The 20,382-nt window shown below is 70.5% G+C and carries 16 protein-coding genes and 1 rRNA gene; 8 read left to right on the top strand and 9 right to left on the bottom strand.

What is annotated here, in order from left to right; all coding sequences use genetic code 11:
- A partial coding sequence (locus ACYVOO_RS08540) for an Rv3235 family protein (protein ID WP_461015023.1) occupies nucleotides 1-486 on the top strand: 486 nt, incomplete at its 5' end.
- Between the two features lie 152 nt (nucleotides 487-638).
- Here ACYVOO_RS08540 and secA read toward each other — a convergent pair.
- Nucleotides 639-3,488, bottom strand: coding sequence for a preprotein translocase subunit SecA (gene secA, locus ACYVOO_RS08535; protein WP_461015022.1), 2,850 nt, complete (start codon nucleotides 3,486-3,488; stop codon nucleotides 639-641).
- 181 nt (nucleotides 3,489-3,669) lie between these two features.
- Here secA and ACYVOO_RS08530 point away from each other — a divergent pair, with 181 nt between their 5' ends.
- Both ACYVOO_RS08530 and ACYVOO_RS08525 read left to right on the top strand, forming a co-directional pair.
- Nucleotides 3,670-4,272 (top strand): GNAT family N-acetyltransferase, encoded by a 603-nt coding sequence (locus tag ACYVOO_RS08530; protein ID WP_461015021.1) that lies wholly within the window; start codon nucleotides 3,670-3,672, stop codon nucleotides 4,270-4,272.
- Nucleotides 4,273-4,380: 108 nt separating this feature from the next.
- Nucleotides 4,381-5,601 (top strand): winged helix-turn-helix domain-containing protein, encoded by a 1,221-nt coding sequence (locus tag ACYVOO_RS08525; RefSeq protein WP_461015020.1) that lies wholly within the window; start codon nucleotides 4,381-4,383, stop codon nucleotides 5,599-5,601.
- Nucleotides 5,602-5,669: 68 nt separating this feature from the next.
- Here ACYVOO_RS08525 and ACYVOO_RS08520 read toward each other — a convergent pair whose 3' ends face one another.
- The 7 genes from ACYVOO_RS08520 to mtnA all read right to left on the bottom strand — a co-directional run bounded on the left by ACYVOO_RS08520 (nucleotide 5,670) and on the right by mtnA (nucleotide 14,297).
- Complete coding sequence (locus ACYVOO_RS08520; protein ID WP_453348447.1) at nucleotides 5,670-6,419, bottom strand: response regulator; 750 nt, start codon at nucleotides 6,417-6,419, stop codon at nucleotides 5,670-5,672.
- A 152-nt stretch (nucleotides 6,420-6,571) separates the two neighbouring features.
- Entirely contained in the window at nucleotides 6,572-7,264 is a 693-nt protein-coding gene (gene hpf / locus ACYVOO_RS08515; RefSeq protein ID WP_453348448.1) for a ribosome hibernation-promoting factor, HPF/YfiA family, read from the bottom strand.
- A gap of 309 nt (nucleotides 7,265-7,573) precedes the next feature.
- Nucleotides 7,574-8,299: a ComF family protein gene (locus ACYVOO_RS08510; RefSeq protein WP_461015019.1), complete on the bottom strand. Its 726-nt coding sequence runs from the start codon at nucleotides 8,297-8,299 to the stop codon at nucleotides 7,574-7,576.
- A 156-nt stretch (nucleotides 8,300-8,455) separates the two neighbouring features.
- Nucleotides 8,456-10,333, bottom strand: coding sequence for an LpqB family beta-propeller domain-containing protein (locus tag ACYVOO_RS08505; protein WP_461015018.1), 1,878 nt, complete (start codon nucleotides 10,331-10,333; stop codon nucleotides 8,456-8,458).
- On the bottom strand, nucleotides 10,323-12,458 hold the full coding sequence (mtrB, locus tag ACYVOO_RS08500; RefSeq protein WP_461015017.1) for an MtrAB system histidine kinase MtrB: 2,136 nt from the start codon (nucleotides 12,456-12,458) through the stop codon (nucleotides 10,323-10,325). Before mtrB ends, ACYVOO_RS08505 begins: the two co-directional genes overlap by 11 nt.
- Nucleotide 12,459: 1 nt before the next feature.
- Nucleotides 12,460-13,137: a two-component system response regulator MtrA gene (mtrA, locus tag ACYVOO_RS08495; protein WP_453348452.1), complete on the bottom strand. Its 678-nt coding sequence runs from the start codon at nucleotides 13,135-13,137 to the stop codon at nucleotides 12,460-12,462.
- Nucleotides 13,134-14,297 carry an S-methyl-5-thioribose-1-phosphate isomerase gene (gene mtnA / locus ACYVOO_RS08490; RefSeq protein WP_461015016.1) on the bottom strand — a complete coding sequence of 388 codons (1,164 nt, stop codon included), beginning with the start codon at nucleotides 14,295-14,297 and terminating at the stop codon, nucleotides 13,134-13,136. Before mtnA ends, mtrA begins: the two co-directional genes overlap by 4 nt.
- A gap of 137 nt (nucleotides 14,298-14,434) precedes the next feature.
- On the opposite strand from mtnA, the gene ACYVOO_RS08485 reads away from it, so the two are divergent.
- The 5 genes from ACYVOO_RS08485 to ACYVOO_RS08465 are packed head-to-tail and all read left to right on the top strand — an operon-like array spanning nucleotide 14,435 to nucleotide 20,094.
- Nucleotides 14,435-15,679, top strand: a complete 1,245-nt coding sequence (locus ACYVOO_RS08485; RefSeq protein WP_461015015.1) for a hypothetical protein — start codon at nucleotides 14,435-14,437, stop codon at nucleotides 15,677-15,679.
- Nucleotides 15,680-15,683: 4 nt separating this feature from the next.
- Nucleotides 15,684-16,472 (top strand): DUF4129 domain-containing protein, encoded by a 789-nt coding sequence (locus tag ACYVOO_RS08480; RefSeq protein WP_461015014.1) that lies wholly within the window; start codon nucleotides 15,684-15,686, stop codon nucleotides 16,470-16,472.
- The gene (locus ACYVOO_RS08475; protein WP_461015013.1) at nucleotides 16,469-17,791 is read left to right on the top strand and encodes a DUF4350 domain-containing protein; all 1,323 of its coding nucleotides are present in this window, start codon (nucleotides 16,469-16,471) and stop codon (nucleotides 17,789-17,791) included. The genes ACYVOO_RS08480 and ACYVOO_RS08475 overlap by 4 nt, the downstream gene beginning before the upstream one ends.
- On the top strand, nucleotides 17,788-18,753 hold the full coding sequence (locus ACYVOO_RS08470; RefSeq protein ID WP_453348457.1) for an AAA family ATPase: 966 nt from the start codon (nucleotides 17,788-17,790) through the stop codon (nucleotides 18,751-18,753). Before ACYVOO_RS08475 ends, ACYVOO_RS08470 begins: the two co-directional genes overlap by 4 nt.
- 30 nt (nucleotides 18,754-18,783) lie before the next feature.
- The gene (locus tag ACYVOO_RS08465; protein ID WP_461015012.1) at nucleotides 18,784-20,094 is read left to right on the top strand and encodes a DUF58 domain-containing protein; all 1,311 of its coding nucleotides are present in this window, start codon (nucleotides 18,784-18,786) and stop codon (nucleotides 20,092-20,094) included.
- A 214-nt stretch (nucleotides 20,095-20,308) separates the two neighbouring features.
- Here ACYVOO_RS08465 and rrf read toward each other — a convergent pair.
- Nucleotides 20,309-20,382 (bottom strand): 5S ribosomal RNA (rrf, locus tag ACYVOO_RS08460); the annotation flags it as partial.

Below are 20,382 nucleotides of genomic sequence, written 5' to 3'. Positions count from 1 at the left end.
GCCGCCGCACAGCACGGCCGCGCCCAGCAGCCGCACCACTGGTTCGCGCAGCGGCTGCTGCTCGTCCTCAGCGGACAGCGCCCCGTCCACACGCTGCTCGGGCACGTCCAGGGCCCGGTCTTCGAGGAGCTGGCGCGGCTCGCCCCGCGGGCGCCGCTCAGGCCGCGCGGCGTCGGCTCCGGTGCCCCCGTGGTGGCGGAGGTGGACAGGCAGCAGCCGCGTGCGGGGGTGATCGAGGCGTTCGCGCGGATCACATCGGGCGGGCGCCTGCGCGCGCTGGCTTTCCGGCTGGAGGCGGACGAGGAGGGCGACGGCGACGGGCCGCGCTGGCGCTGTGCCGCGCTCGCGCTCGACGGCCTCGACGGCGCCCCCTCACGAAGCCCCGGCGGCACGGGCCCCGGCCCCCACGCGGGCCCGGCCCGTACGAGCCGCACCGCACCGCCCCCGCCCCGGAGGCGCCCCCTCCCCGCCCCGGCGCACGCCTGACCCGCGCCCGCGCCCGCGCCCGCACTCCGCGAGGGCGGCCCCGCACACGACCTGGCCCCGGCACCCCTCACGGGGATGCCGGGGCCGGGTCCGGAACGTCGTCAGGCGGCGGGTGACGAGCGGCAGACGGCCGTCACCTCACCGTCTCACCGTCACTTCTTGCGGCGCTTGCCCTTCTGCGCCTTGCGCCGCTCCGCACGGGTCATGCCGTCCGCCTCGGAGCGGACCGGGGTGCCGGGGGTCTCCATCTCACCCTCGACGACACCGCCCTCGGCTGTCGGCGCGGAGAAGTGCAGACGGTCGGGACGCTGCGGCGCGTCGAGGCCCTTGGCGCGGATCGCGGGGGCCCCGGACCCGCCGCCGGACCCGCCGGACCCGGCCGTGGCGGGGACCGCGTCCTGCGGCTCCTTCTCCAGCGACGCCTTCGCCTGCGCGGGCTTCTTGTCCTCGACGGGAACCTCTTCGACCTGCTGCTCGACCTGGACCTCCAGGTTGAACAGATAGCCGACCGACTCCTCCTTGATACCGTCCATCATGGCCTGGAACATGTCGTAGCCCTCCCGCTGGTACTCGACCAGCGGGTCCTTCTGGGCCATCGCGCGCAGGCCGATGCCCTCCTGGAGATAGTCCATCTCGTAGAGGTGCTCACGCCACTTGCGGTCGAGGACGGACAGGACCACGCGCCGCTCCAGCTCGCGCATGATCTCGGAGCCCAGCTCTTCCTCGCGGGCGTCGTACTGCTGGTGGATGTCGTCCTTGATGGACTCGACGATGAAGTCCGCTGTGATGCCCTCGCGGTCGCCCGCTGCCTCCTCCAGCTCCTCCACCGTGACCTTCACCGGGTAGAGCTGCTTGAACGCGCCCCACAGCCGGTCCAGGTCCCACTCCTCGGCGAAGCCCTCGACGGTCTCCGCCTCTACGTACGCCTCGATCGTGTCGTCCATGAAGTGGCGCACCTGCTCGTGCAGGTCCTCGCCCTCCAGGACACGGCGGCGCTCGCCGTAGATGACCTCGCGCTGACGGTTGAGGACCTCGTCGTACTTGAGGACGTTCTTGCGGATCTCGAAGTTCTGCTGCTCGACCTGCGACTGCGCGGAGGCGATGGCGCGGGTGACCATCTTGTTCTCGATCGGGACATCGTCGGGGACGTTCGCCATCGACATCACGCGCTCGACCATCTGAGCCTTGAACAGCCGCATCAGGTCATCGCCCAGCGAGAGGTAGAAGCGGGACTCGCCCGGGTCTCCCTGACGCCCTGAACGGCCGCGGAGCTGGTTGTCGATACGGCGCGACTCGTGCCGCTCGGTGCCGAGCACATAGAGCCCGCCGAGGTCCTTGACCTCCTTGAACTCCGTCTCGACCGCCTTCTCCGCCTTCTCCCTCGCGGCGGGCAGCGCCGCCGCCCACGCCTCGGCGTCCTCCACGGGATCGAGGCCCTGGGCGCGCAGTTCCTTCTCCGCGATGTCGTCGGCGTTGCCGCCGAGCTTGATGTCCGTACCGCGGCCCGCCATGTTCGTGGCGACGGTGACCGAGCCCTTGCGGCCCGCCTCGGCGACGATCACGGCCTCGCGCTCGTGGTTCTTCGCGTTCAGGACCTCGTGGCGCACGCCGCGCTTGTTGAGCTGCTTGGAGAGGTACTCGGACTTCTCGACCGAGGTGGTGCCGACCAGCACCGGCTGGCCCTTCTCGTACTTCTCCGCGATGTCGTCGACGACCGCGTCGAACTTCGAGACCTCGGTGCGGTAGATCAGGTCCGCCTGGTCCAGCCGCGCGAGGGGGCGGTGCGTGGGGATCGGGACGACGCCCAGCTTGTAGATCTGGTGGAACTCGGCCGCCTCGGTCATGGCCGTACCGGTCATGCCGGAGAGCTTGTCGTAGAGCCGGAAGAAGTTCTGGAGGGTGATCGTGGCGAGCGTCTGGTTCTCGTCCTTGATGTCCACCCCCTCCTTCGCCTCGATGGCCTGGTGCATGCCCTCGTTGTAGCGGCGGCCAGCGAGGATACGGCCGGTGTGCTCATCGACGATCATGACTTCGCCGTCCATGACGACGTAGTCCTTGTCGTTCTTGTACAGCTCCTTGGCCTTGATCGCGTTGTTGAGATAGCCGACGAGGGGCGTGTTCACCGACTCGTAGAGGTTGTCGATGCCCAGCCAGTCCTCGACCTTGGCGACACCGGCCTCGTGGATGGCGACGGTGCGCTTCTTCTCGTCGATCTCGTAGTCACCGGTCTCGGGCTTCTGCGTGCGCGGATCGCCCGCCTCGCCCTTCTCCAGCCGCTTCACGAGCTTGGCGAAGTCGCTGTACCACTTGGTGGCCTGATCGGCCGGACCGGAGATGATCAGCGGCGTACGCGCCTCGTCGATGAGGATGGAGTCCACCTCGTCGACGATCGCGAAGTTGTGGCCACGCTGGACCAGCTCGTCCTTCGACCACGCCATGTTGTCACGGAGGTAGTCAAAGCCGAACTCGTTGTTCGTGCCATAGGTGATGTCGCAGTTGTACTGCTCACGGCGCTGCTGGGGCGTCATGTTCGCGACGATGCACCCGACGGTCAGGCCGAGGAACTGGTGCACGCGGCCCATCCACTCGGAGTCGCGCTGCGCCAGGTAGTCGTTGACGGTGATGATGTGCACACCGTCACCGGAGATCGCGTTCAGGTAGGCGGGCAGCGTGCCGACGAGGGTCTTGCCCTCACCGGTCTTCATCTCCGCCACGTAGCCAAGGTGGAGGGCCGCGCCCCCCATGACCTGCACGTTGTAGTGACGCTGCCCGAGCACACGCTTGGCAGCCTCGCGAACCGTCGCGAACGCTTCCGGCATCAGGTCGTCGAGGCTCTCGCCGTCGGCGTACCTCTCCCTGTACTCGTCCGTGAGAGCCCGGAGCTCGGCGTCCGACAGGTCCACGAAGTCCTCTTCGATGGAATTCACCTGCCGCGCGACGCGGTCCAGCTTGCGCAGGATCTTCCCTTCACCTGCGCGCATGAGCTTGCCGAAGACGGACACTTAGGGTGGCTCCTTGCCGGTCGGGCCTGGCACGGTCAGTGCGCGGGCACGGCGATACGGTCCCCGCCGCACCGGCCATCGTATGCGAGGGGCGACGGCCCCTGTACCCCTAACGTGCCGGAGTCCCGGAAGGTGCCGGGAGACGCGGGACGCGCTGGCAGGGGCGGCGCACAATCGGAGAATGGAACCGATCACCCTCAGCACCGAGCGCCTGCTGCTGCGTCCCCTCGACGAGCGCGATGTGGAAGCGGTACGGGCGGCCTGCCAGGACCCCGAGATACCCCGCTGGATCCCGGTGCCCGTGCCGTACGAGCGCGAGCACGCCGAGGAATTCGTGCTCGGCGTCAGCCCTGACGGATGGCAGTCGGACACCATGTACAACTTCGGCGTCTTCACCAGGGACGGCGCCTTCGTCGGCTCCATGGGCCTGGTGCGGCTCGGTCTGCTGCGCACTCCCGACCGCCAGGCCGAGCTGGGCTTCTGGACCGCGCGGGAGCAGCGCGGCAAGGGCTACACCATGGAGGCGGCCCGCGCGGTGATCGACTGGGCCTTCGCGGGGCTGGGCGTGGAGCGGCTCGAATGGGTCGCGCAGGTGGGGAACGAGGGGTCCCTGGCGGTGGCGCTGCGGCTGGGCTTCGTGCTGGAGGGGGTGCAGCGGGCGCGCATAGCGCACCGGGGTACGCGCAGGGACGCGCGCGTCGCCGCGCTCCTGCCCACGGACTGGGGGCGCCCGCTGCGGACGCCCTACCTCCCGGCGGCGAGGGCGGGGTCGGCGACGGGATGACGGCGCCGACGCTGCCGGGGTGGCCGGGGCGACGGGGTAGCCGGGACGACGGGACGACGGTGACCGGGTCCAAGTGGATTGTCGGTGGCGGCACTTATGGTGAGCCGCATGACGAGCAGCGAGACGTCGAGCGCGACGAACACCCCGGTTGCCAGGATCTCCCTCTCCGCCGATGAGGCCCGTCGGATCGCGCTGCGCGCGCAGGGCTTCCTGGGAGCGCCGGACCGCCGTGCGGGAGTGCGCGGCGTGCTGCGTGCCCTCGGCGCCGTGCAACTGGACACGATCTCGGTGCTGGCCCGCTCGCACGAGCTGGTGCCGTACGCCCGTCTCGGCGCCGTCGGCAGGGACGCGGTGGAGTCCGCTTACTGGTCGGGGGGCCACAGCTTCGAGTACTGGTCGCACGCGGCCTGCGTCCTCCCCGTCGAGGAGTGGCCGCACTTCGCCTTCCGGCGCCGGGCCTTCCTCGCGCGGGGGCACCGCTGGCACCGGATGGAGGACCGCGAGGGCTCCACGGCGCTCGTTCGCGACCGGCTGAAGGCCGAGGGCCCGCTGACCACCGCCGAGCTGGGCGGGGGACGCAACGGCGGGGAGTGGTGGGACTGGTCCGAGACCAAGATCGCGGTGGAGTGGCTGCTCGACACCGGTGAGGTCGTGTGCACGGAGCGTCGCGGCTGGAAGCGGGTCTACGACCTGGCGGAGCGCGCCATCCCGGACGCCCTCCTCCACGACGACATCGACGACCGCGAGTGCGTCCGCCGCCTCGTCACGCAGGCGGGCGCCGCCATGGGCGTGGCGACCCGCGCCGATCTCGCCGACTACCACCGGCTGAAGGCCGAGCAGGTGGACGAAGTCCTGCCGGACACGGGTCTTGTGCCGGTCGACGTGGAGGGGTGGGGCAAGGACAAGGGCGGGGCCGCCGCGGCCTGGGCGGACCCGGCAGCTCTGGAGTCGGTGCCACGCGGACGGCACCGTACAACGCTGCTGTCCCCCTTCGACTCCCTCATCTGGGACCGGCCGCGCACCCAGCGCATCTTCGGCTTCACCCACCGGCTGGAGGCGTATGTGCCGCGGCCGAAGCGGGTGCACGGCTATTTCGCGATGCCGCTGCTCACGGGCGGCAAGCTGGCGGGACGCGTGGACCCTGGGCGCGAGGGCGCTGTGCTGGTGGCGCGGCAGGTGTCGATGGCGGGGCCCAAGGCGGTCGCGCCGATGGCCCAGGCCCTGTGGGAGGCGGCGGAGTGGGTGGGGTGCGAGGAGGTGCGCGTCGATCGGTGCGACGATCCGGTCCTCCGCGCCGAGCTGCTCTCGGCGCTGGCCGCCTCCGCGTAACCGGCCCTCCCGGCCCCGGTCCGGCCCGGCGCCCGGTCACCGTCGCCCGGGGGCTCCTGCCGCCGGGCTCAGCGGATTTCGAGGATCTTCTCCCGCATCGCGTAGACGACGGCCTCCATGCGGGAGTGGAGCTGGAGCTTCTCCAGGATGTTGCGCACGTGGTTCTTGACGGTGTTCTCGCTGATGAACAGCTCTTTGGCGATGTCCCGGTTGTTCATCCCGGTGGCCACCAGCTTGAGGACCTCCAGCTCGCGGTCCGTCAGCTTGGGGGCGGGGACCAGCTTGCTCTCGTCGGTGCGCTGGATCATCGACTTGAACTCGGTGAGCAGCTTCGCCGCCATCGACGGACTGATCTGGGACTGGCCGTCGGCCACGGCTCTGATCGCCGCGGACACCTCGTCGGTGGAGATCTCCTTGAGGAGGTAGCCGGTCGCCCCGGCCTTGATCGCGTCGTAGAGATCGGCCTCCTCGTCGCTGATCGTCAACATGATGATCTTCGCGCTGGGGGCCACCTCCTTGATCGAGGTGCACGCCTCGATGCCGCCGCGCCTGGGCATCCGCACGTCCATCAGCACGATGTCGGGCAACAGATCGGCGGCCTTGTCCACGGCCTCGGCTCCGTCCCCCGCCTCGCCGATGACCTGGATGTCCTCCTCCTGGGCGAGAACGATCTCCAGCCCGCGACGGAAAAGCTCATGATCGTCCACGACCAGGACGCGAATGGGCTCCTTGCGCAGTTCCCTCGCGCGCAGATCCTCGTCCGACGGGCCCGAGTGTGCGTGGGGCATGGGCATCGCTGGCCCGAAGCTGTCCACCATGGTTCCTCCCCCTGCAAGGCTATGCCGCACCAACCTCATTGCGCACAGAGCGGGTTGGCGTGTGGGGACATAATTCCATGCCCGCGCCCCCAACTGGGCTCTCGACCCGGCCGGGGGCGCCGCTCACTCAGGTGTGGGGCAGTTGGGGACGGTCAGCCGCCAAGAGCGCCACCGGCGCCCGGAGGTGGCTCTTCGACGAAGGGATCGGGCTCCAGGTGGATCACCCCGTAGTCGTAACCGTGCCGCCGGTAGACGACACTCGGCTGCTTGGTCTCGGCGTCAACGAACAAATAGAAGTCGTGCCCGACCAGCTCCATCTCGTAAAGCGCCTGGTCAAGCGTCATCGGGGCGGCGGCGTGCGTCTTCTCGCGGACCACCAGCGGGCCCTCTCCCTGCACGTCCAGCGGCCCGACCTTGGTGATCACGGCCTGACCGCCGCCCTCGGGCGCGGCGGACACCGCCGCGTCGAGCTGGCCATTGAGTTCCGCCGCAAGGGGCGCGGTCGCCTCCGCCACACTCATCGGTGCTCGGTTTCCCTTGCGCTTCACGCAGCGCTTGTCGTGCTGCTTCCGCAGCCGCGCTTCCAGCTTCCCGGTCGCCAGGTCCAGCGCCGCGTAGGGATCGGAGGCCGCTGCCTCCGCACGAATGACCGGCCCTCGGCTTCGCAGGGTGATCTCCACCCTGTCGGAACGGTCGGCCTGCCGGGGATTGTGCTCCTTCGACACCTCGACATCCAGGCTGATCACCTTTCCGTCGAGCTTCTGGATTTTCTCCAGCTTCTCGGCCACGTGCTTGCGGAACCGGTCGGGCACCTCGGTCTTACGGCCCTTGACGACGATGTCCACGCAGAACTCCGTTCCCGGACGGCCCACGCCTCGACGCGCGGAGCGCATCCTTTGTGCACTGACACCAGAGGTCGGCTTCCTGCCGCTTGACCTCCGGAAAACGTCGGCTTGCGACTGTCACCTCCTTCTCCCCCGAAGGGAAGATCGTCACCCCAATCCGAACGTACCTCCACTGGGGGATGGTCGGCACCCCCTACTGGCACGTACCTCCGTTCAGGGACTTTTTGGCATCTATTACCTGCAACGATGCCGGGTCTCTGCTAGTTCCGTACCGCATTCCCAGCCACCTCCCACACCATGCGTACCGGCTCACGGACGCCACGCGACCACCGCGGCTCCGGCCACACCTCCAGCCTCCACCGATATCGCCCTGGCCGCCTCCACAAGGGAGGCTCCCGTCGTCATCAGGTCGTCCACCAGCACCGTTTCCCCCTCCTCAAGGAACCTCGCACTGCCGGGCGCGGACTCCAGCGCGCCGTTAAGATTCGCCAGCCGCTGCTCGGCCGTCAGCCCCGCCTGGTCCGCGACCGCGCGCCGCTGCCGCAGCACCGTCAGCACCCGCGCGGGCACTCCGCTCCGCCGCAGCTCCCGTGCCGCGATCACCGCCATCCGCCGCACCGGATCGTGCCCGCGCCCCGCGACGGCGCGGCGCGCCGAGGGAACGGGCACGAGACTGACCGGTCCGCGGGGGACGTGTGGCGTTGCCGGGGGCGTGGCCCCGGCAACGGCGACCGCCATACGCACCGCTCCGGCCAGCACGGCCCCGAGCGGCGCAGCCAGCCGCAGCGCCCCACGTTCCTTGTGAGCGAGCAGCACGGCCCGTGCCTCATCGGCGTACGGCACAGCTCCGTAGACCGCGGGCAATCCTGACGGCACCTGCGACGGCCACACCCGTCGCGGCACCGCGCATGTCAGCGCGCTGCTGCACTCCCGGCAAAGCTGGCCCCGTGCCCGCGGCGATCCGCAACCTGCGCAGTCCGCGGGCAGCACCAGCCCGGTGAGTTCCTGCTGGAGTTCCTGCCACAACTCCCGCATGACCACCACTGTGTCAGCGTTGCTCGCCCGCCACCACCCCTGTGGATAACTCAGGGACGGGAGGGGGAGCCGAGGCAAAACCGCAGGTGGACGAAGCGTCGACGGGACCAGCGGCGAGACGTGGAAGTGGTGGCCCGTCCGGGAGCGGGCGGTGGCCTATCCCGGGTAGACCGGTTCCGACCCGCTGCCCGTCAGCGTCTTCCAGTTGGCGTCGGGAGGCAGCCGCACGATGCCGTCCTCCGAGTCGGCGAGCAGCGGCTTGTCCTCGTCCTCCGAGGCGGCCACGCCCGTCACGTCGTTGATACCGGGCAGCGTCGGCTGGTTGGAGACCGAGCCGTCCGTCTCCATGTACTGGAGCTGCTGCACGCTTCCCGACTCACGCCCCACGACCACGAGCCGGCTGCCGCCCGCCCAGGAAGCGGCGACGACGTCCTCCATCTGCGGGGCGACGGGGCGCAGTTCGGCGACGGTCACCTCGGGCTTCTCGACCGTTCCCGAGCGCTCGACACGGCCCAGCTGGAGCGTCCTTCGTCCGTTCGGCTCCTGGACCCGCAGAGCGATCCGCACGCCGTCGGACGCGATGCGCAGGGACTCGATCCGCTGCCCCTTGCGCAGCCCGGGGACCGTGACCTCCTCGGGCGTCTCCGTACCGCCGCGCAGCCGCAGCAGCCGAGGGCTGTCCGGGTCGCGGTCGGCCACCCACAGGTCCCCGAGGCCGTCCCAGCTGGGCGCCGTGAGCCTGTCCCCCTCGCTCTTAGCCTTGCTCGTCAGCACGGGTTCGCCCAGGTCACTGCCCTGGGCCAGCGAGGCGACGTACAGCGAGCGCCGTCCGCGCGTGACGGCCGCGCCCTCGCGCTCGGAGCGGCTGACGGCGACGGAGCCCATCTCGACCTTGCCCTGGCCAAGGGCGCCCTCGACGGGCTTGGGCTTCTCGCTGTTCCCGGCGAACGCGGCGACGCGGTGCTTGTCGTCGATGAAGTACTGGCGTGCCGCGCGCCCGTTGAGCCTGCCGGGCTCGTAGATCTCGGCCTGCTCGCGCGTCTGCTCGCACAGCCCCTCGCCGTCGGGCCCCGCCAGCTCGACCTTGCTGACCTTCGCCGACGCCTGGCCCTGGACGGTATGGAGCACCTGGGCCGCCATCCGGGAGCACTGCGCGCGGTCGGCGCGCGCCCCCCGCGCGTTGAGGTGTACGGACAGTGCGCCGGAGTCGTCCAGGGACAGGTGCTGTCCGCGCGCCAGCTTCGCGCCCCTGGGGAAGGAGGACGTGACCACGGGGTCGATCCAGTCGGTCGGCCCCGCCAGCAGGGCGGCGACCGTCTCGGTCACCGGATCGATTCTGCGCCGCAGATAGATGGAGTCCGCGACCAGCACGTCCTTGCCCCCGGCCACCGACTCGGAGTCGGGGCCCAGGAGGGCGTAGTAGTACGTGTTGATGGGGCGGTAGATGCGCTGGAAGTCGGACTCGCCGAGGACCAGCCCGCTCGGCATGCGGTCGATCCGCCACTCGCCCTTGACCTTGGAGAGGTGGAAGCCCTTGGTGTAGTCGCCCTTGTCCGGTGAGTACGCGTGCTTGCCGTCGACGACGGCCATGCGGGAACCGGACACCTCGACGGTGTAGCCCCGCTCTCCGGCCGTGCGGTGTGCCCTGCCGGGGCTCGGCCCGTCCGAGAGCACGGTCGTACGGGCGAACGGATCCCAGCTACGCGCCAGGCCCTTGGTCAGGTACTCCTTGGCCGTGGTGAACGTGGCCTCGTCGCTCGTCGTCGCCTCCAGGAAGCCGCGCACGATCTGCTGCGGCTCCTCGCCCTTCTGCGGGCTGACGCCGAAGACGCGGACCTGGGAATCGGGTTCGGCCCGGTGGGAGGAGTCCACCCGGTCGACCTTGCCCTCGTCCGGCATCGACGCGCATCCGGACAGCAGCACGGCACAGACCACCAGGAGCACGCCGACGGCGCGCGAGCGGGGGCGGGTGGCAGAAGGGCGGCGGGAGCCGCTGGGGGCGCTGGGGTGACCGTGTCGGTGCTCAGCTCTCATCCCTTCCCTCCTCTCGCGTGTCCCCGCGCGTCGTGGCGCGCGTTCCCGGCCCGTTCCGCTTCCCGCCACCGCTGTCGCCGTCTCCACCACCGTCGCCGGTGCCCGTGATGTCTCCGGCACCTCTGCCGTCCCGCGCCTCTCTGGCCTCTCTGGCGCCGACGAGGGCCGTCGGCTCGGCCGGAGCCGACGGCCTCGGCGCCCGCCGCGGCTCCGTCCGGCCGGGTGGCAGCGCGGGCCTGGGCGCGGGCGGGTTCGCGGAGGGGTTCGCGTCGTCGCTCATGCGGGACTGCGGGGGGACGCCGCTGTCCAGGCCCCGCTTGCGGCGCGAGTCGGCCGGTTCCAGCGGTATCGGGGAGCCGCGCAGCGTGTCCCCGGCCGCACACGGCAGCGTCAGCCGGAACTGGGAGCCGCCGCCCGGCTCGCCCCACGCCTGGAGCCAGCCGCCGTGCAGCCGTGCGTCCTCGACGGCGATGGAGAGGCCGAGCCCCGTGCCCCCGGTCGTACGGGCGCGGGCCGGGTCGGCGCGCCAGAAGCGGTTGAAGACGCGGTTGACCTCGTTCCGCTTCAGCCCGACCCCGTAGTCGCGGACCGCGACCGCGACCGCGCCGCCCCCGGAGGCCAGGCGGATCACCACGTCGCGGCCCTCGCCGTGCTCGATCGCGTTGTCCACGAGGTTGCGCAGCACGCGTCCGATGCGGCGGCCGTCGGCCTCCGCGATCACGGGGCGTTCGTCGCCCCGCACCAGAATCCGGCTGCCCTTGCGCTCGGCCAGCGGCTCGCATCCTTCGACGACGAGGCTGACGACGTTGCGCAGGTCGATCGGATCGGCCTCCAGATTGGCCGCTCCCGCGTCAAAACGGCTGATCTCCAGCAGATCGGCGAGCAGCGATTCGAATCGGTCCAGTTGACCGAGCAGCAGCTCGGCCGAGCGCGCGGTCGCCGGATCGAAGTCCTCCCGCGCCTCGTGGATCACGTCGGCCGCCATACGTACCGTCGTCAGCGGCGTACGCAGCTCGTGCGAGACGTCCGAGACGAAACGCCGCTGCATCCGTGACAGCGCCTCCAACTGCTGGATCTTCACCTGAAGGTTCTGCGCCATCTTGTTGAAGGACTCGCCGAGGCGGGCGATGTCGTCCTCGCCCGTGACCTTCATCCGCTCCTGGAGCCTGCCCGCGGCCAGCCGCTCCGAGATCCCGGCGGCCATCCGTACGGGCGTGACGACCTGCCGCACCACGAGCCACGCGATGGCTCCGAGCAGGACGACGACGAAGACCCCCGCGGTCGCCAGCGTGCCCTTGACCAGGCTGAGGGACTCCTCCTCCTGGCTGAACGGGAAGACGTAGTAGAGCTGGTACGGATTGCCGCTGGCGTCGTTGAGGCGCTTGCCGACGATGAGCGCGGCGTCGCTGTCGCCGTTGATGCGGTAGACCTTCGCATAGCGCTGGTGCGTGCCCGGCTGCTCGTCGAGGGCCTTGCGCAGATCGGCGGGGACGCTCTCCTCTGGACGGATGTCGCCGGAGGAGCGGGGCCCCCTGGTGCTCGTGCTTCCGGTGCCCAGGAAGGGCGCCTCGTTGTTGTCGGAGCCGAGCGCCACGACCGAGTAGACGCCCTGTCCACCGCTGGCGAGCTGTTCCACCAGGTTGTTCAGCCAGGTGCCGGTGTTCTGCGTACTCCTGCCGCCGCTGGCGCGCGAGCTTCCGCCGCCCTCGCCACCGCGGCCGCTCCCCGAGCTGTCGGCCATCTCCTGCGCGGCCGCGAAGCCGCCCGCGGCCTGGCTCTGCGCGGTCTTCTCCTTGGCGTCGAGCAGTCCGTTACGCACCTGGCCGATCACCACGAGCCCCAGGAGCAGCACCACGCCGAGCGACATCAGCAGCGTGGCGGCGACCACCCGCAACTGGATGTTGCGCCGCCACAGCCGCAAGACGGGCAGCAGCGGACGGCGCACCCAGCGGACGAAGATCCGCACCATCGGGTGCGCCCGCGGGCCGGTCGCCCCCTCGGGAAGCAGCCCCTCCGAGAAGAGCGCGCCACTGCGCCACAAACGCCCGAATTTAGACATTTCGGACTCACGGTCCCCGGCTCCGCCCCCACCCGTAGGGTGCGGAGCAGAGCCGTTCCGGGACATGTCAGCTGGGCCCGGCCTTGTATCCCACGCCACGCACGGTCACCACGATCTCCGGCCGCTCCGGATCCTTCTCGACCTTCGAGCGCAACCGCTGCACATGCACGTTCACCAGGCGCGTGTCCGCCGCGTGCCGGTAACCCCACACCTGCTCCAGCAGCACCTCACGGGTGAAGACCTGCCATGGCTTACGGGCCAGCGCCACCAGGAGATCGAACTCCAGAGGCGTCAGCGCGATGGACTGCCCGTTCCGCTTCACCGAGTGCCCGGCGACATCGATCACCAGGTCCCCGATAGCGAGCTGCTCCGGCGCGGGCTCCTCGGACCGCCGCAGCCGTGCCCTGATCCTTGCTACCAGCTCCTTGGGCTTGAACGGCTTCACGATGTAGTCATCCGCACCGGATTCGAGACCGACCACCACGTCGACGGTGTCGCTCTTGGCGGTCAGCATGACCACCGGCACCCCCGACTCGGCCCGGATCAGCCTGCACACCTCGATGCCGTCCCTGCCGGGCAGCATCAGGTCGAGCAGCACAAGGTCCGGCTTGGTCTCGCGGAAAGCGGCAAGCGCCTTGTCACCGTCCGACACGAACGACGGTTCAAAGCCTTCGCCGCGCAGCACGATGCCAAGCATCTCTGCCAGTGCGGTGTCGTCGTCGACGACGAGGACGCGTCCCTTCATGGGTTCATCATCCCATCGCCTGATCGTGACGTTCCCTTTCGTGACGTGGAACACAGCCCACTGACGTTTTCCCTGGTCACCGGTGAGATCACGCCACGCTCCGTAACGATCGCCGTAACCAGCTCAGCCGGGGTGATGTCAAAGGCGGGGTTGTACGCCTGGGCGCCCACCGGCGCTATGGGTATCCCGGCGCCGGACTGCTCCGTCAGGCCCGCACCCGCCTCTCCCCTCGTGTCGGAGTGGTACGGCGACGCGATCTCCGTCACCTCGAACCCCGGCCGCTGCTCGACCTCGATCTCCGCCCCGCTCTCCGTGGACATGTCCACCGTCGTCACCGGCGCCACCACGATGAACGGCACCCGGTGATGGCGCGCCAGCACCGCCAGCGGGTAGCTGCCCACCTTGTTGGCCACCGACCCGTCCGCCGCGATCCTGTCCGCGCCGATCAGTACGGCATCCACCTCGCCCGCCGCGAACAGCGACCCCGCAGCGTTGTCCGCCAGCAGGCTGTACGCCATGCCGTCACGTGCCGCCTCGTACGCCGTCAGCCTCGCCCCCTGGAGCAGCGGACGGGTCTCGTCCACCCAGAGCCGACGCAGCTCGCCCGCCTGGTGCACGGCTCGTACGACCCCGAGGGCCGTGCCCTGGCCACCGGACACCAGCGCACCCGTGTTGCAGTGCGTGAGGATCCGCAGCCGACCGCCCGGCAGCAGCTCGTCCAGCAGCTCCCGCCCCAGCTCGGACATCCGCGCACTCGCCTCGGCGTCCTCCCGGTGCACGAGCCGCGCCTCGGTCAGCGCCGCCGCGGCAGCGCTCGCGTCGCCCGTCCCCGCGTCGAGCGCGAGCCGGTACGCCGCCTCCGCCCGGCGCACCCCGTACGCGAGATTGACCGCCGTCGGCCGCGCGTGCGCCAACTGCTCCGCCGCGTCCGCGACATCGAACCCCCGCGCGGCGGCGAGCGCGACGCCGTAAGCACCCGCGATACCCAGCAACGGGGCACCGCGTACGGAGAGGGCACGGATTGCCGCCACCAGAGCGGGTACATCCGTACACACCAGCTCAACTTCCTCGACGGGCAGCCGTGTCTGGTCAAGAAGCACCAGAACCGGCCCCTCCGGACGTTCCTCCCACCGCAACACCGGAACAAACTGATCAGCCATCCGCACAGTCTGCCCCCACCCGCACCATCACCAGAAGGCAAAGGAACGCCCCGGGGCCCGGCCCGGGCAACATCGGGCCGTGGCACGATGGCTGCCAACCAGGCGATGGAGCGACCGACACTCCGAGGTGACCACACGTGAACGACTCTCCGGGCTGGGCCTCGCCCGGATCCTCCCCGGCCGACCGACCCTCCGAAGAAAACGGGTCGGGGGCGTCCGGGAGCACGTCTCCGCAGACTCCCTCGGACCAGCAACCGCGCAACTGGTCGGCACAGCAGCCGCCCCCGGCGCAGGGACAGGGCTGGGGCGCCGCTCCACCCCCGCCACCGCCTGGACAGCCCGGCTGGGGCAACTGGAACGCCACCTGGCACCAGGCCCCCGCTGCCAAGCCCGGCGTCATCCCGCTGCGCCCCCTCGGTGTGGGCGAGATCCTCGACGGCGCGGTCACCACTATGCGCGCCCACTGGCGCACCGTGCTGGGGATCTCCCTCGCGGTCGCCATCGTCACCCAGGTCGTGGCCACCGTCGTCAGCGGACTCTGGCTCCAGGGCTCCAGCGACCTGGAAGCCCTGGCGAACGACCCCAACCCCACTTCCGACGAGATCCTGAGCGCCACCAGCGGAACCCTCGGCAGCTCCGCCGTCGCCGCCGTCGTCGGCATACTCGGCTCCGTGATCGCCACGGCCATGCTGACGGTCGTGGTCAGCCGCGCCGTCCTCGGCCGGGGCGTCTCGACCGGCGAGGCATGGCGGGACGCCCGCCCTCAGTTGCTGCGCCTGCTCGGCCTCCTCGTCCTGGTCCCGCTGATGGTCAGTCTCGTCATACTCGCGGGCGCCGTACCCGGCTTCGCCCTTCTCACCGCCGGCGCCGACGGCCCCGGTGTGGCCCTCCTGCTCATCGGCCTCGTGATCGGGCTGGCGGGAGCCGTCTGGGTCTGGGTCCGCTTCAGCCTCTCCCCGCCCGCGCTGATGCTGGAGAAGCAGGGCGTCCTCACCTCGATGCGCCGCTCCGGCAAGCTCGTAAGAGGCAGTTGGTGGCGCATCTTCGGCATCCAACTGCTCGCCTACATCCTGGTCTTCATCGTCTCCTCGATCATCCAGATGCCGACCACGTTCATCGGCATGCTCGCGGGAGGCGAGGGCACCTCCGCCTTCACAGGAACGGCGCCCCCCACCGGCTGGACGTTCCTCATCATCACGGGCATCGGAGCAGTGGTCTCCTCCACGATCACCCTCCCCATCAGCGCCGGAGTCACCGCGCTCCTCTATCTCGACCAGCGCATCCGCCGCGAGGCCCTCGACCTCGAACTCGCACGGGCCGCAGGCGTACCCGGATACGGCGACGGCGGCATGCGGACCGACCACCCCACGCCCGGAAGCTGACGCCATGACGGGGGGTCTGGCAACAGCGGCTCTGCTCCCGGTTCTCACCCGGCAGCCGTCGTCCTCCGCGGCGGACGACGGCGGTCCGCCGGTGACCGTCCCCCGCGTTCCCGCCCGGGAAGCGGCGGAACGCGAGCTGTCCAAAGCGCGATACCACGAGAACGACCCGAGCCTGCTCCAGCAGCTCTTCGACTGGGTCTGGGAGCGTGTGAACAACCTGCTGTCCGCCGCGGCAGGCGCGACCCCGGGCGGCTGGGTCGGCCTCGCGGTCCTGGTACTGGTGCTCGTGCTGCTGGTCGTGGTGCTGCGGCTCCGGCTGGGCACATTCCGCCCGACGTCCTCCTCCCAGGACAGCGCGCTCTTCCGCGACGGACCCCGCAGCGCCGCCGACCACCGCGCCGCCGCGGAAGCACACGCCTCGGCCGCCCGTTGGAGCGAAGCCCTCCAGGAACGGATGCGCGCCATCGTCCGCTCCCTCGAAGAACGTGCGCTGCTGGACCCCGGCCCGGGCCGGACCGCCGACGAGGCCGCCACCGAAGCGGGCCGTGAACTGCCCGACCACGCACCCGCCCTACGCTCCGCCGCGCACGACTTCGACGAAGTCACATACGCGGGGCGGCCGGCCGACGCACCGGCGTACACCCGCATGCGTGACCTGGACACCGCACTCCAGCGGGCGAAGCCCCGCCTCGCTGGGGCCGGGGCCGGTGCCGGAGCGGGAACCGAAGCCCACGTCCTGGCCACCAACGGCGAGGGCTTCGGTCCCGCCTCCGCGCATGGAGGCGGCCGTTGAGCAGCCCCGACGCGTCCACGTCCCTCTCCCCCACAGCCCGCCAACTGTGGAAGCGAGCTCGCGGCCTGCTCATCGCCGCCGCCGTACTCGCCGCGGCAGGCGTGATCCTCGCCGCCATGCGCTCCGGGGGCCACCATGGCGTGCTCGACCCCCGGTCCGCCGACCGCTACGGCAGCAGAGCCGCTGCCGAACTCCTCGCCCAGCAAGGCGTCGACACCGAAGTGGCCACCACCGTCACCGAGGCGGCCGCCAAGGCCGGTCCCGACACGACCCTCCTCGTCGCCCAGCCCGACAGCCTCAGCGAAAACCAACGGTCCAAGATCCGCGAAGCCACCGAGCGCGGGGGCCGCACCGTCCTCGTCGCTCCGGGACGAGACTCGACCTCGGAACTCACACCCGGCGTACGCGCAGCCGCACCGGCCGAGATCCAGCCCACTCCGCCCGACTGCGATTTCCCCGCCGCCGAACGGGCGGGAGACGCGGACCTCGGCGGCCTCCGCTACGCCGGCGCTCCCCGTCACGCCGACGCCTGTTACCTGCACCAAGGCCTGCCGTCCCTGCTGCGTCTGCCCACCGACCGCGGTCACGGCGACAGTGGCACAAGCCCGGACACCGGGGACACCGTGCTGCTCGGAGCTCCCGACCCCCTGTACAACGACCGCCTCGGCCACCACGGGAACGCCTCGCTCGCACTTCAGCTTCTCGGCTCGCGCGAACATCTCGTCTGGTACCTCCCCTCGCCCTCCGACACCTCCGCCACGGACAACCAGAACCGTGGCTTCTTCGCCCTCCTGCCCGACGGCTGGACGTGGGCGCTGCTCCAACTCGGCATCGCCGCCGTACTCGCCGCCCTGTGGCGTGCCCGCCGTCTCGGCCCGCTCGTCCCCGAACGCCTCCCCGTCTCCGTACGCGCCTCCGAGGCAACCGAAGGCCGTGCCCGTCTCTACCGCAGGGCCCGTGCGCGCGATCGCGCCGCCGACGCCCTCCGTACCGCGACGCGCACCCGTCTGGCTCCTCTCGTCGGCGTCCCCCTCTCCCAAGCCCACTTGCCCGAAGTCCTCGCTCCGGCAGTGGCCGCACACACACCGGCGGACGTGGCTCCCCCGCCCACCGATCCCGTCTCTCACGTTTCCGGGCCCCCGCAAGGCGACGAGCCAACCGTCACGGACAGCACGGGCATCCGCGCCCTCCTCTTCGGCGCCCCGCCACAGGACGACACGGCCCTGATCCAGCTCGCCGACGAACTCGACCAACTCGAACGACGCATGACCGCCGCGTCCCCCGCCCCGTCTCCCACAGACAAGGACCGCACCCCGTGAGCGCCCCTTCCGCAGACAGCGCCCGCAGCGCCCTTGAATCGCTGCGCCTTGAAATCGCCAAGGCAGTCGTCGGCCAGGACGCGGCCGTCACCGGACTGGTCATTGCCCTGCTCTGCCGCGGGCACGTACTACTCGAAGGCGTCCCCGGCGTCGCCAAGACACTTCTCGTGCGCACGCTGGCGTCCACGCTCGAACTGGAGACAAAGCGACTCCAGTTCACCCCCGACCTCATGCCCAGCGACGTCACCGGATCGCTCGTCTACGACGCGCGCACCGCCGAGTTCTCCTTCCAGCCCGGTCCCGTCTTCACCAACCTGCTTCTCGCGGACGAGATCAACAGGACCCCGCCGAAGACTCAGGCATCGCTTCTCGAAGCCATGGAAGAACGTCAGGTCTCGGTCGACGGAACGCCCCGCGCCCTCCCGGAGCCGTTCCTCGTCGCCGCCACCCAGAACCCGGTCGAGTACGAGGGGACGTACCCCCTCCCCGAGGCGCAGCTCGACCGCTTCCTGCTAAAGCTGAACCTTCCGCTGCCCAGCCGCGAGGACGAAATCCACGTCCTGACGCGCCACGCCGAAGGCTTCGACCCACGCGATCTTCAAGCGGCCGGCGTCCGTGCCGTCGCGGGCCCTGCCGAACTCGAAGCCGCACGTGCCGCCGTCGCCAAGACCTCGGTCTCCCCCGAAGTCACGGGTTACGTCGTCGATATCTGCCGCGCCACTCGTGATTCCCCCTCGCTCGCCCTCGGAGTCTCCCCCCGAGGGGCCACCGCTCTGCTCTCCGCCGCTCGCGCCTGGGCCTGGCTCACCGGCCGCGACTACGTCATCCCCGACGACATCAAGGCTTTCGCCCTCCCCACCCTGCGGCACCGCGTCCAACTGCGTCCCGAGGCCGAGATGGAGGGCGTCACGCCGGACAGCGTGATCAACTCGATCCTCGCCCACGTCCCGGTCCCCCGCTGAGACGCTCTCGGCTGATTGGCGAGCACCCCCATGGCACTCACCGGACGCACCGCCCTCCTCGCGGCCCTCGGCGCCCTCTTGGTCGGCCTCCTGCTGCCGAGCTGGACCGGCATCCTCGCCGTCGAGCTCCTGCTGCTCCTCGCAATCCTGTACGACCTCGCACGGGCAGCACCAGTGAATCGGCTCCAGTTCACACGATCCGGTGATACATCAGTTCGACTCGGCGACGATGCGCACGTCACCGTCGTCGTCATCAACCCCTCCCGGCGACCGCTGCGCGCCCTGCTGCGCGACGCCTGGCCCCCCAGCAGTTGGCCGGAGGAGGCAGGATCCCTCTCCGGACATCACCGCCTCACCGTCGAACCCGGCGGACGGCAACGCATCACCACGCCCCTGCGCCCCACGCGACGCGGCGACCACCGCGCCGACCGCCTCACCGTCCGGTCCCTCGGCCCACTCGGTCTCGCGGCCCGCCAGGGCAGTCACGCCGTCCCGTGGACCGTCCGCGTCCTCCCGGCATTCGCCAGCCGCAAGCACTTGCCCTCGAAGCTGGCCCGCCTCCGCGAGCTCGACGGTCGCACGAGCATCCTCACGCGCGGCGAAGGCACCGAGTTCGACAGCCTGCGGGAGTACGTCCCAGGCGACGACACCCGATCGATCGACTGGCGGGCGACCGCCCGCCAGTCCGCCGTCGCCGTTCGCACCTGGCGCCCCGAACGCGACCGTCGCATCCTCATCGTCCTGGACACCGGCCGCACCTCCGCCGGACGCGTGGGAGACGCGCCCCGTCTCGACACCTCCATGGACGCCGCGCTTCTCCTGGCCGCGCTCGCCGCGCGTGCGGGCGACCGCGTCGACCTTCTCGCGTACGACCGCGTCTCCCGCGCCACCGTCAAGGGCCGCACCGCGCACAACGTGCTGCCGGCCTTCGTCGGGGCCATGGCCCCGCTGGAGCCGAGCCTGGTGGAGTCGGATGCCCGGGGGCTGGCGTCGACCGCGCTGCGCATCGCCTCGCACCGCTCCCTCGTCGTCCTGCTGACGGGCCTGGAGCCCTCGGCAATGGAGGAGGGGCTTCTCCCTGTGCTGCCTCTTCTCACGGAGCGCCACACGGTTTTGGTGGCTTCTGTCGCCGATCCCCATATCGAGGAAATGACACGTGCTCGCGGCACCGTCGAGGCGGTGTACGACGCAGCCGCAGCAGCTCGTACGCAAACGGAACGCAGAAATGTCGCCGACCGCCTCCGCCGTCATGGCGTCATCGTCGTCGACGCCTTGCCCGCGGATATTGCTCCCGCGCTGTCAGACGCGTATCTCGCTTTGAAGGCAGCGGGACGCCTCTAGACCGAGTAAGGAAACAGCGAGAAGGCGCGCACGCGTGTACGTACAGGCGCCGTGCTACCGGGCCGTACGCGTACGTACAGTCCTGAGCCGCCAATGACATATGGAATGCCAGGGACGGGCTCTGCTGTTTTCGGGCATGCGAAAAGGGCCCCCGAGCCGGATCCCCGTGACATTGTCACCGGGAACCCACTCAAGGGCCCTCAACATAAAAGGAGTTCGGCGGCGTCCTACTCTCCCACACGCTCCCGCATGCAGTACCATCGGCGCTGAAAGGCTTAGCTTCCGGGT

Source organism: Streptomyces daliensis (assembly GCF_054782395.1).
The sequence above is the reverse complement of the archived record's forward strand: the minus strand, read 5'-3'. Positions and strand labels throughout refer to the sequence as shown.